The 15,991-nt window shown below is 38.3% G+C and carries 6 protein-coding genes; 5 read left to right on the top strand and 1 reads right to left on the bottom strand.

Features of this window, described 5'->3' with window-relative positions:
• Positions 1–216 precede the first annotated feature (216 nt).
• Positions 217–9,018 carry a BspA family leucine-rich repeat surface protein gene (locus AC3B6G_RS02850; protein WP_489848923.1) on the top strand — a complete coding sequence of 2,934 codons (8,802 nt, stop codon included), beginning with the start codon at positions 217–219 and terminating at the stop codon, positions 9,016–9,018.
• 60 nt (positions 9,019–9,078) lie between these two features.
• Here the strand turns inward: AC3B6G_RS02850 and AC3B6G_RS02845 are convergent, their stop codons facing one another.
• Positions 9,079–10,701, bottom strand: coding sequence for a malolactic enzyme (locus AC3B6G_RS02845; protein ID WP_489848922.1), 1,623 nt, complete (start codon positions 10,699–10,701; stop codon positions 9,079–9,081).
• Positions 10,702–10,829: 128 nt separating this feature from the next.
• Here AC3B6G_RS02845 and AC3B6G_RS02840 point away from each other — a divergent pair, with 128 nt between their 5' ends.
• The 4 genes from AC3B6G_RS02840 to AC3B6G_RS02825 all read left to right on the top strand — a co-directional run bounded on the left by AC3B6G_RS02840 (position 10,830) and on the right by AC3B6G_RS02825 (position 15,810).
• Positions 10,830–11,726, top strand: coding sequence for a LysR family transcriptional regulator (locus tag AC3B6G_RS02840; RefSeq protein WP_489848921.1), 897 nt, complete (start codon positions 10,830–10,832; stop codon positions 11,724–11,726).
• A gap of 71 nt (positions 11,727–11,797) precedes the next feature.
• Complete coding sequence (gene ade, locus AC3B6G_RS02835; RefSeq protein ID WP_489848920.1) at positions 11,798–13,474, top strand: adenine deaminase; 1,677 nt, start codon at positions 11,798–11,800, stop codon at positions 13,472–13,474.
• A gap of 101 nt (positions 13,475–13,575) precedes the next feature.
• Positions 13,576–14,664, top strand: coding sequence for a hypothetical protein (locus AC3B6G_RS02830; RefSeq protein ID WP_489848919.1), 1,089 nt, complete (start codon positions 13,576–13,578; stop codon positions 14,662–14,664).
• A gap of 18 nt (positions 14,665–14,682) precedes the next feature.
• Positions 14,683–15,810, top strand: a complete 1,128-nt coding sequence (locus tag AC3B6G_RS02825; protein ID WP_489848918.1) for a hypothetical protein — start codon at positions 14,683–14,685, stop codon at positions 15,808–15,810.
• Positions 15,811–15,991 lie beyond the last annotated feature (181 nt).

The raw sequence follows: 15,991 nt of genomic DNA, 5'->3' as shown, positions 1-15,991 counted from the left end.
TAAACGTTCGGTTTTTATTTTTGATTTCAAAAAACATTACTTATCATTAAAATGTTATTGAATGCGATAGTAATGGTATTTTTAAATAACATTATTTTAAATAAAATAGAGTGCTTTTTTATACCATGCATGATTAAATATGTTAATATTGATTTGGGTAAAAATGAGTATACATAGATTTAAAAAATAGTTTTGTGAGTTAAAGGAGCAATTCTTATGTACAATAAATATCAATTTAAAAAATTAAACGATAAAAAAATAATGAAAAAGGTTAAGAAACAATGGGTAGTTGTTTCAATTGCTTTAATGGGGGCATTAGGTGCTGGAGCAGCATTTAACGGCCACGAACAGGTCCATGCTGATGTTACAGAAAATGCTACTAACCATAGTACTAGTAAAGACACTGGTACGACGCAAACAAATTCAAATACGGAAAGTTCTAATGTCTCTAATACAACTAGTGAAGTTAGTACAAATAGTGCTCCATCAACTAGTGATAACGTTTCTAGTAGTGTAACGACGACAAATAGTAGTAATGCTGCTGTTTCATCTGGGTCAGAAGAAAATAGTTCAACAAGCACTAATTCTAATAGTACTAGTACAACTAATTCTTCAACGAACAACAGTTCTAGTAATTCGAGTTCAATGAATTCATCATCAAATTCAAGCTCAACAAGCTCTAATTCATCTAGTTCTTCGATCAGTAGTAGTTCCTCTAATACTAGTAATTCAAATAGTACTAGTAGTAATACTAGCGAGGACTCTTCTGCTGCTCAATCCGCTGCTAATGCAATTAATAGTATGAGTGCTTCTTATGCCCAAAGTATTAGTGCGGAAGTTAGTCAAATGAATTCAATGGCTAGTGCAGCTGGGATTACTATTGATTCTAGTACGATTGCTTCACAAAATGCATCCATTGCTATTGCTGAGGCCAGTTTCGCTAAATTAGCTTCTGATGCAGCAATGCAAAGTAGTATGGCAAGTAGTGCTAATTCATTAAATAGTTCTGCTCAATCATTTATCGATAGTACCAGTAGTTTGATTTCTGCCAATGGAAGTTCAGTAAATGCAAACACAAGTGCGAATGGTTTTGACTACTCAAGTGCTAGCAATGCAATTCAATCAGCCAAAGCAGACGCTAGTTTAGCAATTATGATTGCTAGTACAACTGCTCAAAACGCTTTAAGTGATCAATCAAAAGCAAACGTTTTAGCAGGAGAAGTTTCTTTTAGAGATGGTTTAAATGATGATCAAAATGGAAACTTTCATGCTAATCCATATACTGGACATTGGATTCCTAGTGATAGTAATTCAGCTTTAATTCAAATTACTTCAAACGGTGATGTTACTATCGATGGCGGGTACATTACTAATGTTTTACCCCAATCAATTATTGATAGTTTCCATAGTGTTAATGGAGATATCCATACATTGACCTTTAAAAATAATGTAAAGGCCCCTGTAGATTCTTCTAACTTATTGAGTAAATGGTCTGATTACATGAAACATGTTCAAGAAGTAGATGTCTCTGGACTTGATGTTTCTAATGTAGTTAACATGGCGGGGATGCTTTCCAATATATTAACACCACAAATTACTGGTTTTAGCACGTGGGATACTTCAAAAGTTACTGATATGTCTGGAATGTTCGCGCATGATAACTTTCTTGGATATAAGGTTGCAGACGCATTACCAGGAATTGATGATTTAAATACTTCTAACGTTACTAATATGAGTAATATGTTCTACACAGATGGTTCTAGTATTACTCACTTAGACTTGCATACTCATGGTGATTATTGGAATACATCAAAAGTTACTGATATGTCACAAATGTTTCAAGGACAAAACCAACTTCAAACTATTGATGTTGATGGCTGGAACACGGCTAATGTTACTAAGATGAATTTAATGTTCTTTAATAACCAAAGTTTAAAGACTTTAGATGCAAGTAGTTGGAATACGTCAAAAGTTACTACTACAGCAACAATGTTTTTTAACTGTAATAGTTTAACTGGTATTACTCAAAATTGGGATCTACAAAATGATAATCAATTACAATCAATGTTTTGGAACGATGGTGCATTAAATAGCCTAGATACGTCTACATGGAAAGTTGCTTCAAATATCAATGGTAGAACTGATGGGGACATGGAAGGCATGTTCCAAGGATGTACTTCATTGCCTTATTTAGATGTATCTAAATGGAATACTAATAGTATTAGCAACATGAGTAATACATTCCAAGGTGATAGTAAATTAAATGGCCTTGATTTTAGTAAGTGGGATACTAGTAACGTTAAAACGATGAATGGATTATTCGATAATGACTCTACGATGGATGATGCCACAATTGAAACAGTTCAAAAGTGGAATGTTGGTAATGTCACAGACATGTCCGATACATTTAACGGATTAACGTCGATAACTAAACTGGACCTTAGTCATTGGAATACACAAAATGTTACCAATATGGCTAGAATGTTCGAAAATGAACCTAAGCTTGCATCTTTAAATCTGAATAACTTTAATACTTCCAAAGTTACTAATATGGATAGTATGTTCGCTGGAGTTAATTATGCCACAGGTAACCTTCTACAATACCTAGACTTAAGTAGTTTTGATACCTCTAACGTTACCGATATGGCAAATATGTTTAATAGTGACTACCATTTGAATAAAATTAACATGGCTAATTTTGATACAAGAAAATCAAATTATGGTGCCAACATATTTAATCTTTTATATGCATTGAAAGAACTTATAATTGGAAAGAATACTATCTTCGGTAGTGGTAATGCTGCTCAAGATTATCTTTTTAATGCTAATTGGTATAAGCACGGTGAAAGCGATCAAAGTCCATATAAAATTTTAAATGGTGGTGGAAGATCGTTTGATCCTGCTGACTACGTTCTTTATAGTATACCTGCTGATACGCCAGCTGGACATGCAGCTTCTGCTGCAAGTAACGCAAATAGCAATGCCAGTGCAGCGTCAGCAATGGCTAGTTTTGTTTCGATTGCTGTCCAATCAATTGCAGCTGCCACAGCTTCAGCTAAATCATATGAAGATAGTATTGCTGCAAGTGCGCAACATATCATGAGTGAGGCAAGCAACTATATTGGTAATAATACGTTTATTAGTTCAGAAAATATTGCTATTAGTAATGCTAGTTATGTTGCAAGTAGTGTGGCAACTTTGACTTCATCGCTTAGTGTTGAAGCAAGTAATTTGAGTAAACAAATGAATAGTATTACGGATAGTGCAAGTAGTTATGCTAGTGCGGCTAATTCAGAAGCTACTATAGCTTCTGATGATGCTTCAGCTGCTGGTAGTTATAGTAAAGCTGGAAATACTGCTTCAGCTGACGCAATGAATACAGCAGCTAGCAACGCTGCCACTTCAGCAAGTGCAGATGCACAATCGATTATTGATATTTTTACGCCGAATGTAGCAAACAGTCATGCAGCAATAAGCGCGGCTGCATCTACCGCATCTTCGGCTTGTTCCTTCGCTTCTAGTACCGTAAGTAGTTTTGCTAGCACTTATAGTAGCCAAAGTAGTGCGATTTCATTAGCATCTACTGCTTCTTCCGTCGCTTCATCTACTTCAAAAGCCATTAGTAGTGCTGCTAGTGATGCGACTAAGAATTCCAATTCTGCTAGTGCAGATTCTGGTACAGCCAATACTTCTAATACTAGTGCATCCAGTGCTCATACTAAAACCAGTAGCACTGCTACATCTGCTCAATCAATTGCTAATTCAATTAATAGCATGGCTAGTGATGCCATTAATAGTGGTAATTCAGCAATGTCTACTGCTAAGAGTACCGCTGATAGTGCTAGTACGGCCTTAAGTAGCTTAGCCAGTGATGCTAGTACTCAAGCATCTATTGCATCGAGTGCAGCTTCTGCAATGTCTAGTGAAGCTAAGATCTTATCCGATAATGCATCAACTGCTAATAAGGATAATGGAGACGTTCCAACTAATAGTACGGCGTTATCTGGTGCTGTATCTCCTGCTGATGGTACAAAGACGAGTTCAGTTGAATCAACGATGACAAGTAGTCAAGCATCTGCTGAATCGGCAAGTACGGCGGCATCCAGTGCATCAGCTGAAATTGCAACATTGTCCGGCATAATATCATCAGCTGCTAAACAAGCGATTGCTGATGAAAGTAATGCCTCAATTGCAATTGATTCAGCTAATGCAGCTTCTTTTGCTGCGGCTTATGCAAGTTCTGCTGATAGTGATGTTGCTCCCGCAAGTGGTCAAGCTAATAGTGCTAAGGATGATAGTTCGAATGCTAGTGCAGATAGTAAGGCCGCATCAGATGCTGCTTCTTCAGCAACTAGTAATGCCAATACGGTTCCCGGAATCATTTCTAATGTGCCAACTGATTCTAATAACGCTAATACGGCTTCTTCTGATGCCGCTAGTGCTGCTTCTGCTGATCCAACCAACAGTGTTGCATCTTCTGCTGCCGCTAAGGCTAAATCAGCTGCAAGTGATGCATCTAACGCCGTTAAGAGTGCAGATGCTGCTTCTGATGCAGCTTCTAAGGCTAAAGCCTCTGCTGCTGCTGCGAACACTTCTGCCGCTGCCGCAAGTACAGCTGCTTCTACTGCTTCGGCTAATGCATCCAGTGCTGCTGCTAAAGCCTCTGCTGAAGCTAATAGTGCTTCGACCGCTGCTGAATCAACTGCTGCATCCTCAGATGCTGCTGCTGCATCAGCTGCAAGTGCTGCCGCATCAACTGCTGCAAAATCCGCTGCTGCAGCCAAGACATCTGCAAATGATGCTTCTAATGCCGCTAAGGATGCTGTTCAATCAGCTCAAGCTGCAAGTACAGCTGCTCATAATGCTGCAAGTACGGCATCATCTGCTGCTAGTGTAGCCCAAGCTGCAAGTACAGCCGATAGTATTAATGCCTCTGCATCAGCTCAAAATTCTGCTGCTCAAAGTAATGAAGCAATAATATCTGGTGATGCATCTAATGCAACGATAGCTTCTCAAAATGCAGCTACTGATTCAACTAATGCATCTAGTGCTTCTGCAGCTGCTAGTTCTGCTGCTAGTGAAGTTAATTCGTTGATTTCTGCTGGCGCAAGTGGTTCATTAATTGATTCTGCTAAGGCAATTGCTTCAACCGCTGCTGCTTCTGCCGCTGCTGAAAGTATAGTTGCTTCTTCAGCTGAATCATATGCCAGTTCAGTTGCTAGTGTTGTTTCAAGTGCATATGCAAGTGCATCGTCTGCTGCTCAAGATGCTGCAGCTCAATCTACTGCTGTATCAAGTGCAGTTTCACAAGCCAATTCAGCACTTTCAGCAGGAGACAATACAGCCGCATCAAGCTATATTAATACTGCAAGTACCGCTGCTAATTCTGCAACAACTGATAATACAACAGTAACGAATGCTTCCAGTGCCATTAGTGGTTTAGTTCCTAAAGCACAAACTGCGGTAACCTCAGCTTCTAATGCAGTTAAAAATGCAATTAGTGATCAAACTAGTGCTCAATCTGCTGATAGTGCTGCTAAATCAATGGCATCGGCCATTAGTTCTGCTGCTTCAGCTTCAGCTAGTGCTGCTAGTGCTGAAAATGATAGTACAGCTGCTAATACAGCTAATACTAGTGCTAGTTCATCTGCTAATAGTGCTCAAAATGATGCAACTGGATCTGATGGAGCTGGTAGTTCTGCTTCCAGTGCTGCTAGTGCTGCCAATGCTGCTAAGAGTACAGCAAGTGAAGCTTCTGGTGATTCATTAGCATCGAGTGCTGCTAACACTGCATCAACTGCTGCTTTAATATCATCTAGCTATGCTAGTGATGCTTCCAATGATGCAGCAAGCGCTTCTACTGCTGCTTCTGGAGCATCATCAGAAAATTCAATTGCTAGTTCAGCCGCTAAAGATGCTAGTAACCAAAATTCAATTGCTTCTGCTGCCATTTCAACTGCTAACTCTGATGCTGCAGCTGGATTAAGTACTGCTGCTTCTAAAGCATCATCAATTGCAGCATCAGCTTCTACTCAAGCTTCTATTGACAGTATTAATGCTAATGGTGCACGTAGTGCTGCAGAAAGTTATGCTAAATCTGCTTCTTCATATGCTAACCAAGCATCTGCGGATAGTAGTAATGCAAAGGTTCAAATTAGCATTGCAACTAACAATAATTCAATTGCTTCTGCCGCTAGTTATGCAAGTACTGCTTCTAGTGCTGCTTCCGCTGCTGCAGGTGCTAATAATTCTGCTGCTGCTAACTCAACTGCAGCTTCAACGAATAGTAAAGCCGCTGCCAGTTCCGCTGCTAATGCAAGTAACGATGCCAGTGGTGCGGGTTCATCTAAATCTTCTGCTGATACAGATGGAAGTAATGCCGAAAGCACCGCTTCATTAGTGCCAAACAATTCAGCTGCCAGTTCAGCTGCTTCTGAAGCTTCGAGTGCAATGTCAATTGCCTCTAGTGCAGCTAGTGCAGCTTCAGCTCATGCAAGTGAAGCATCATCTGCTGCTAACGATGCATCTAGTGCTGCTGCTTCTGCCTCTGCTGCTGCTTCAATTGCTAGTTCAGAAAATTCTATTGCCTCTAGTGCTGCTTCAGCTGCCAGTTCTGCAGCTAAGAGTGGGGATGTTTCTAAAGCATCTAGTGAGGCTAAAATTGCTTCTGATGCTGAATCTAGTGCTAATAGTGCTAGCAACGCTGCCTCTACTGCTGCTTCAATTGCTTCCAGTGCTTCTGCTAAAGCAAGTACTGCTTCTTCTCAAGCCGCAATTGATAGTAGTAATGCTAAGGTAGTAATTGATTCTGCTAGTGCTGCCAACAGTAAAGCATCTGATGCATCACATGCGGCTTCTGATGCAAGTAAAGCATCTGATTCAGCATCCGCTGCTGGATCTAGTAGCAGTACTGCTAGTTCCGCTAGTTCAATTGCTTCATCAGCATCTAGTTCCGCTAATTCAGCTTCATCCGCTGCAAATAGTAATTCTTCCGCTGCCTCTAGTAATGCTAGTGCTGCCTCCAGTAATGCGAGTGCTGCATCTAGCACTGCTTCATCAATTCCTGGTGGTAATTCTGCTGCAAGCAAAGACGCTTCAACTGCCTCTAGTGCAGCCAGTGATGCTAGCTCCGCTAATTCCGCTGCTTCTAGTGCATCAAATGATGCTAGTTCTGCTTCCAGTGCAGCCAGTTCTGCTAACTCCGCTGCCTCCAGTGCAGCCAGTGCTGCCTCCAGTGCAGCAAGTATTGCCAGTTCCGCTGCTTCTGATGCCAGTAAAGCAGCTCAAAATGGTGATAGTAGCACTGCAAGTAACGATGCTTCAATCGCCTCCAGTGCCTCCAGTGCTGCTGCATCAGCTGCTTCCACAGCCTCAAGTGAAGCTTCCAATGCCAGTTCTGCAGCATCGACAGCTAGTTCAGCAGCTTCAATAGCTAGTTCTGCAAATACCGCAGCCAGCTCTGCATCTTCAATCGCATCCAGTGCTAATAATGCCGCTAGTGCCGCTAGTCGAGCAGCCAGCGATGCTAGTTCTGCTGCTAGTGATGCTAGTTCTGCTGCTAAGTCGGCTGATAACATTCCAACTGATTCTTCTGCCGCTAGTTCAATTAATTCATCTGCTAATTCCATTAACAGTGCTGCTTCTAGTGAAGCATCCTCTGCTAATAGTGATAACAGTATTGCTAGCTCCGCTGCCAGTGAAGCTCACAAGCATGCTAGTGCAAACTCAACTGCCAGTTCTGCCGCCAGTGAAGCTTCTAAACAAGCAAGCATTGCTTCTAGTAATGCAAGTATTGCTTCATCTGCTGCCAGTGCGGCTAGTTCCGCAGCTTCAGCAACAAGTAGTGATAACAGCATTGCTAGTTCAGCTTCCGCTGCTGCTAGTTCAGCTAAATCAATAGCTTCATCTGCAGCTAGTGCAGCTAGTTCCGCTGCACAAAGTGGTGATGAATCTGATGCTTCTAAAGATGCTTCGATTGCATCAAGTGCATCAGCAATTGCTAGTTCCGCAAGTAACGCTGCTTCATCCGCGGCTAGCGACGCTAAGAAGCATAATGCCTCACTTGCTAGTTTAAGTAGCGATGCTTCATCCGCGGCTAGCGCAGCATCTAGTGCCGCCAGTGCTGCTTCATCTGCTGCTAGCACAGCATCTAGTGCTGCTACTCCAACTCCAGCACCTGCTCCAACCCCATCCAACAGTGATGTTGTTCCAGGATCAAATGTTGTTCCATCAAACAATATTGTTCCAGAAAATGGTTCTGCATCAACTTCTGCTAATTCCGCTAGTGCTCATGATCGTTCAAATGAAAGTAATGAGTACATTCATGGTGCCAAAACGGCTGCCAGTAATGCCATTGTTAACCCTAATGATAAAAGTAATCATACCTTTGATCATGGTTATCATGACGCTAAGGACGGAATGCATGACGCTAATCCAGAAAAGGGTGCTATTAGTGATTTAAGTAATAAGTCACTTGGTTATCAAATTGGATACGTTGCCGGATTTAACCAGAAATTAAAGAAACAACCACTATATGTTTACTTGAAAGATCGGACAATGTTCTTACATCATTTGACATTCTTTACTGTTGATGGTCGAAAGTACAAATTTACTGCTCGTCCACGTCATCGGGCTTATGAATTTAAGGTCTTAAGTATTCACATGAATCCAGATGGTTATGTACGCTACAAGGTTTACACTGACTTCTTTAAGAATCAAACTGGTAAGGGCAAGCAAATTGGTTATATTACAACCAGAGCTAAATTTGTTGGGAATGCTTACTATCAAAAATCTGATCATATTAAACAAGGTTCTAAACCTCTAGTTAAGGTCATTTATCATCGTGGAATTCTTGTTCATGATGACGCTTCATTAAATGATGAATCCGTAAAACACTTGAGTCGTGGAACTAAGTTGAACGTTAAATCCATTGTTAAACATAATGGAGTAACTCGTTTCTACATTGGAAATGGTAAATATATCACTGCTAATAAGAAATTCGTTAAGTATGTAAAATAATTTATTAAAAAAGCCCCGTTGAGATTTAATCTCAGCGGGGCTTTTGCTATTAATTAAATTTTATTTGTATTCTGGAGTCCAAACAGTATCTTTAATTGCTTTATCAACGTCAGTAACGTCTTTGTCGGCTAAACCTTGGTCAATTGCACTTTGGGCAACGGCCTTAGCAACTGTTAAGGAGAATTGATCCAACTTGTTAACTGGAGGTAAGATTGCGGCACCGGGAGCATCAGGATCAACGATACCACCTAATGAATGAGCAGCAGCTGAAATCATTTCATCGTTTAAGACAGTGGCACCTACGGCAATCACACCTAAACCTAAACCAGGGTAAACTAATGCATTGTTAGCTTGACCAATAGCGTAAGTAGTACCATTGTAGTCAACGTCAGCAGCTGGAATTCCAGTTCCAATCAATGCTTTTCCATCAGTCCATTTAAGTAAGTCAGCAGCAGTAGCTTCGGCTAACTTAGTTGGGTTAGAAATTGGGAAGATGATTGGGCGTTCAGTATGCGCAGCCATTTCTTTAACAATATCTTCAGTAAAGGCACCATGTTGAGTAGAAGTCCCAACCATAATTGTAGGGTGGATTTCCTTCACAACGGAAGCTAAGTCCTTTAAATCATCAGGGTTGGAGAATTCAGAACGACTCCGAGCGAACTTCTTTTGTTCTGGAGTTAAAGTAGGGTCATCATCGAATAATAAACCTTGTTTATCAACTAAGTAGAAGTGTTTCTTAGCTTCTTCTGGAGTTAAACCAGCTTGAACGAATTCTTCACAAACCCGACCAACAATTCCAGCACCGGCAGTTCCAGCACCAAAACATAGGTAACGTTGATCAGTTAATTTTTCCTTAGAAATGTTCAAGGCACCTAAGATACCTGCAAGAACGATAATTCCAGTTCCTTGAATATCATCATTGAAGACCGTGTACTTGTCTTTGTACTTGTCTAAGATAACAGCGGCGTTATCACGACCAAAGTCTTCAAAGTGAAGGTACATGTCATCAAATAAGTCTTCAACAGTTTCAACGAACTTATCAACGAAGGCATGGTACTTTTCACCGTAAACTCGTTTGTGGTGGTTACCTAAGTACAAAGGATCATCTAGTAATTCTTGGTTGTTAGTACCAGCATCTAAGGATACAGGAAGAACTTGACTAGGATCGATTCCAGCAGCGGCAGTGTAAACCATTAACTTACCAGTAGCAATGTCAACCCCTTGAGTTCCCCAGTCACCAATTCCTAAAATTCCTTCGGCATCAGTAACAACAACTAATTTAATATCACGACCATCGGCAGCATTGATTAATTCTTGACGCATATCGTCTTGGTCATCGATTGATAAGAAAGTAGCGTTTTGAGGTTGAACGTATAAGTGACTGTAGTTTTCGATGGATTCAGCAATTGTTGGATCGTAAACGATTGGCATGAATTCAACCACGTGTTCACTGAATAACTTGTAGTAAAGAACACGATTTTCGTTAAAGATTTCCATTAAGAAAAGGCGTTTTTCTAAATCAGAAGTCTTAGATTGAAATTGAGCATAAGTTTGTTCAACTTGTTGATCAAGTGTTTGAACAGTAGGAGGTAATAAACCTTGTAATCCAAGGTCTTTTCGTTCTTGTTCAGTAAAGGCAGTTCCTTTGTTTTTGAATGGATCATTTAAAATATTGTATCCCATAATTAAACTCCTTTTTAAATTAATTTGTAAGTTATATTAACAATTCATATGATATATTAATTAAAAATGATAGTCAAAACCTATTGATATGATAAAATATATTTATATAAGATTGGGAAGTGAATAAAATGAACATTCGCGATTTGGAATATTTTAATCGATTGGTTGAAGTGAAACATTTTTCAAAGGTCGCCAAAGATTTTAACGTTAGTCAACCGACGATCACCTTTGCAGTAAAGCGATTGGAAAACGAAATGGGGGCTAAACTACTAAGTCGTCATCATACAAGTGCCCTTGAAGTAACTGATGCCGGAAAACAATTTTTAAAACATGTTCAAGCAATCCTGCGTCATTATGATTTAGCCCATCGTGAAATTAAAGAAATGGCTCAAAATAAGATGGTAATTGGCTTACCACCATTAATTGAAAATAATTATTTTACCCCAGTTGCCAAACAATTGAAGAATGCAGGTTTATTGAGCCATATTACAACAATTGAAGAAGGATCTGCAACGATTCTAAAAGATTTACAAAAGGGCGATATTGACATTGCGTTATTGGGGATGATCGATACCATGGATCAAACTGGGATTGTCAATGAAGTCTTTGATCAACAACCATTTCGAGTTTATGTTTCAAAGGATAATCCATTAGCGAACCAAAAAGCCGTTTCGTTTTCTGATTTAGCTCAACATGATTTTATTCAATTTAAACGTGGATTTGTGAATAACTATGCTTTTGATATCCTATCTAGAAGTAATGATATTCAGCCAAACGTTATTTTTAGATCTGATGAAATGCCAACCATTATTAATATGATTGCTAATAACGTAGGGATCGGATTCTTCACGGAATTAATTCCAATTGAAAATGCAAACGTAGTTTCTTTACCACTCAAAGATGTTAATGCACCGAAGTTTAACATTAGTATTGCTTATCGAAAATCTCACTATTTTGATGAGTGGCAACAAAAAGTATTTGATTGCATTCATGATGGAATTGAGGACGTTAGTTTTAAAGAATAGATTTCAAATTGACAAGCAAATAGAACTAGTTAATAATAGAAACAACTTAAAATTAATGGGAGCTAAATAAGATGAAATCAGTTGATTTATGTGTCAAAGCAAAGCATGTCTTAAACGTATTTACCCGCGAATTCGAAGCAAACACACTTTGGATTAATGATGGAATGATTGTTGCCACTGGAAATCAACCAATGGAGGCTGAACAAACCCTTGACTATGGTGAAAAATTTATAGTTCCAGGATTTATTGATAGCCATGTTCATATTGAAAGTTCCCTATTAGTTCCTTCCGAATTAGCAAAAGTAATTATGCCAAGAGGAACGACCGCTATCTTTACTGATCCACATGAAATTGCGAACGTAATGGGAATCAAGGGAATTGAATACATGATCAAAGATGCACGGCAAACGCCACTAGATTCATTTATCATGTTGTCATCATCAGTTCCAGCAACTTCATTTGAGGATAATGGGGCAACGCTAGAAGCAAAAGATTTGGCGCCGCTTTATGATGAACCAGAAGTAAAAGGATTGGCTGAGGTGATGGATTTCCCTGCCGTTCAACGGCGTGATCCTAAAATAATGGCAAAAATTAATGATGCTTTAAATCGTGGATATCAAGTTGACGGTCATGGGGCTGGTTTAGATCGCCATTCGTTAGATGTTTATCGTCAAGTTGGAATCAGTACTGACCATGAGTGTACCACTGCTGAACAAATGAAAGATCGTCTTAAAGCCGGTTTTCATTTATTCTTACGTGAAGGAACGGTAGAACGAGATCTTCAAAATACAATTCAAGTTGTTAATGAGGGGAATGCGCAACGATTTTCATTATGTACTGATGATAAACTGGTAAATACCATTTTAGATGAAGGAGGCGTTGATTGTTGTATTCGGTTAGCGATTGAATACGGCATTCGACCAGAAGTTGCCTACTTAATGGGAAGTTTTAACGCTGCTCTAGCCCACAAGGTAGAACATCTTGGAGCATTAGCAACAGGTTATCAGGCTGATTTAGTAGTTGTTAATAATCCTTATCTAGTAGATGTTCAAGCAGTGATGAAGAAGGGACATTTGATTAGCGATGCTGACTTTAATACCAAACCATTACCATTTGATAAGAATACGGTTAATCATCATACAAAATTAGCTGATTTAGCATTGCCATTGACTGGAAATGAACCCAAATGTAATGTGATTGGGGTTCATCCGAACCATATCGATACTGATCATTTAATTGAAAAGGTACCAGTTCAAGATGGACACTTTGTTGCTGATTTAAATCATGATATCTTAAAAATGGTTTCGATTGAACGTCATCATGATTTAGGAAAAATCGGGATTGGCTTAGTTCACGGTTTTAAGCTTCAAAAGGGAGCTGTTGCAATGACAATCTCCCATGATTCCCATAATATTTTAGCAGTAGGAACGAATGATGAAGCTATTGATCGAGCCGTGCAAGAAATCACTCGTGTTGGGGGTGGAATTAGCGTGGTCGATAATGATCAAGTCTTAGCAACGATGCCCCTTGCAGTCGCTGGGTTAATGTCCAACCAACCTTGGCAAGAAGCAAGTAAACAATTAACCGCAATCACAAAAGCTTATCAACAAATTAGTCATGATATTGACTTTGATCCATTCATTACATTGTCATTTTTATCATTAGATGTCATTCCAACGTTAAAATTAACTGATCGTGGTTTATATGATTTTGATCAACAAAAATTTATTTCAGTTCAAATTAAATAACTAAAAGCAATCTAATTGGCCATTCCAATTAGATTTTTTATTTCCAATCGTTTTATTTTATATTATAATGAAAATATTATTGTCTTATGGAGGAACCTTTTATGAAGAAATCATTTTTGAGTGGCTTAGCAGTATTAACACTTGCTGGAACGATGCTGATTGATTCCAATGCAAATGCTAAAGCGACCGCTCCTCATGCCGTTAAGACGGTCAAAAAAACGCAGCCGGTTAAGAAGACGGCTCAAAAACCGCATCCAGTAAAAAAAGTAACTAAAAAAGCAAAACCAATTAAGAAACAAACTAGTAAAAAAATAAATTTGGTGAATAATAGTAATATTACAATTCATAATCAAGGATATTCAACTGGGGTTCCTTTTGATGTTATGACGGCTAGTAGTGGTCAATTAATGACATTTGGAACTAAGTTAGCGCTCCCTACTAATTGGCCTTCTCCCCAATCAATGGTAATTACTCCGGATGAAGAATATGCCTATGTTTTGTATAATGCGCATGGTAATTATAATAATAGTTCAGATTATAATTTCATTGTCAGATTTGATTTAGACTACTTAACGAAGACATATGTTTCAAGTAGCTCTTCTGATCTTAAAGTTGGACCTACATTTAAGGGTGGTGCTAAACAAACTCTGGCCTATAATGCTAAGAAGGATCAATTATGGCTTTCGGGCAGTCCAAGGAATAGTAGCTCAACTGATTATGTGAAATCAATTAGTTTAAGTACTTTAAAACCAACCACTAATACTAAAGTGAAAGGTTTAACGGGTAATGGTGTTAACACGTTAGCATTTGATAAGAAAGGAAACGCTTACTCTTATGCTCAAAGTAACGGTGGCCATAATGGACCTAAGGGAAGCATTGTTTTATATCGTGGAACTGTAACTAAGAAACAAGCTAAATTTGAAAGGATGCAAACGGTTATCCGTCATGCTCCAGGAACAACACCTAAGTCAATGGCTTATGATCCAAGAAATAACCGTTTATATTTAGTTTCTGATGATGCTTTATTATCATTACCAGTTAACAAGTTGAATCATATGCATGTCAGTGATTTAACTAACACGATTTTTAATAGTCAACGTGAATTTAAAGGAATGGCATTTAATAATAAGGGAACCCGTTTTCTTCTATTAAATAGATACCCTGAAATTATGCAATCAAAAAATAATTAAAAGTGAGTTTGAATTTAAATGAAGAAAATTGGATATATATTTACCATATTATTTTTAATACTTTCATCATTAAGTAGCATAACTGCTAGTGCAATGTCAGTTCATCATCAACATGGTTATGCGGTTAAAAATGTAAATCTAAACAATTTTAAAACCGTTAATAATGTTAATCATACAAAACAACCATATGATTATAAATATGTAAAAAATTACAGTAAAAATCCATTTGAAAAGAAAGCAAATGAGATTAGCGGGAATAATGGCGTAAAGTTTAAAACTATGCTGTTTTTACCGGGTGGAGCAGGCCATGTTCAACATTATAATAATCCGCAGGCCGTTGTTGTTACTCCTGATGCGCACTTTGCTTTTGTGGCTTATAATAATTCAGTCCGTGGGAAAATTGGTTGGGTTTGTCGATTTGACTTAAAACAATTAAGAGCGTTAGGCGTCGACAAAGACAAAAAGAAAATGGATCTTCTAAGAAGAGTATTTTCTAAGCATCACCATCATCATCCAATGACTAAAGATGAACGGTTAGTTCGCAATGCGGTAAAAATAGGACCTAAGTTCAAAATGGGTCATGGGCAATCTTTATCTTATAATCCGAAGAACAAACAAATTTGGATTTTAGGAATTGGCCCTGGAGCTCAAAACCATGCCAATGCCCAACAAATTAGTTTTAAGAAATTGAACCCAATGCATAAAGTAACGTTTAAGTTTAGTAAACAAGGTTATGGAATGAATGATGTATTAACTTTTGATAAGAATGGAAATGCATACACTTATGCTTGTACATTTAATAAAAATAGCAAGCTTAAAAAGGGAACGATTAAAATTTATAAGGGTAGAATTACCCAACATTCTGCGCATTTTAAATTGATTAGACAGGGAATTCGTCATGCTCCAGGATACATTACACAATCAATGGCTTATAGTCCCAAGACGAACCGACTTTATTTTGTCTCCGATGCATCAATTCTATCAGTACCTGCTAATAAAGTTGGTCATTTAAAGAAAACCGACGTTCATTGGCAAGGTTTTAAAACTAGACGTGAATTTGAAGGCTTATCATTTGATAATACTGGACGAAGTTATTTATTAGTCAATCGTGGTGTTGAGTTGCTAAGTACAAATAAAATTTGGTAATGTTACATGTGAAACAATTATTGATTTATGAATTGAATTATGAAGCGTTCTCAGCTCCGTAGATGAAATCTGCGAGCTGAGAACGTTTTTTGTATAAAATAGATAAAAAATAAGATTTATTATAATCATGATGTTATTATTAAGTTATATATTATAAATAATTCAAAAAATTGGTATAAAG

It is taken from the genome of Nicoliella sp. ESL1149 (genome assembly GCF_058107265.1).
Note: the sequence above shows the minus strand (reverse complement) of the source record. Positions and strands in the feature narration are given on the sequence as shown.

Bases quoted from the DNA above. Each gene is read 5' to 3' on its own strand.
- AC3B6G_RS02825 (WP_489848918.1), top strand. From the start codon at position 14,683: ATGAAGAAAATTGGATATATATTTACCATATTATTTTTAATACTTTCA.
- AC3B6G_RS02830 (WP_489848919.1), top strand. From the start codon at position 13,576: ATGAAGAAATCATTTTTGAGTGGCTTAGCAGTATTAACACTTGCTGGA.
- ade (WP_489848920.1), top strand. From the start codon at position 11,798: ATGAAATCAGTTGATTTATGTGTCAAAGCAAAGCATGTCTTAAACGTA.
- AC3B6G_RS02850 (WP_489848923.1), top strand. From the start codon at position 217: ATGTACAATAAATATCAATTTAAAAAATTAAACGATAAAAAAATAATG.
- AC3B6G_RS02845 (WP_489848922.1), bottom strand. From the start codon at position 10,701: ATGGGATACAATATTTTAAATGATCCATTCAAAAACAAAGGAACTGCC.
- AC3B6G_RS02840 (WP_489848921.1), top strand. From the start codon at position 10,830: ATGAACATTCGCGATTTGGAATATTTTAATCGATTGGTTGAAGTGAAA.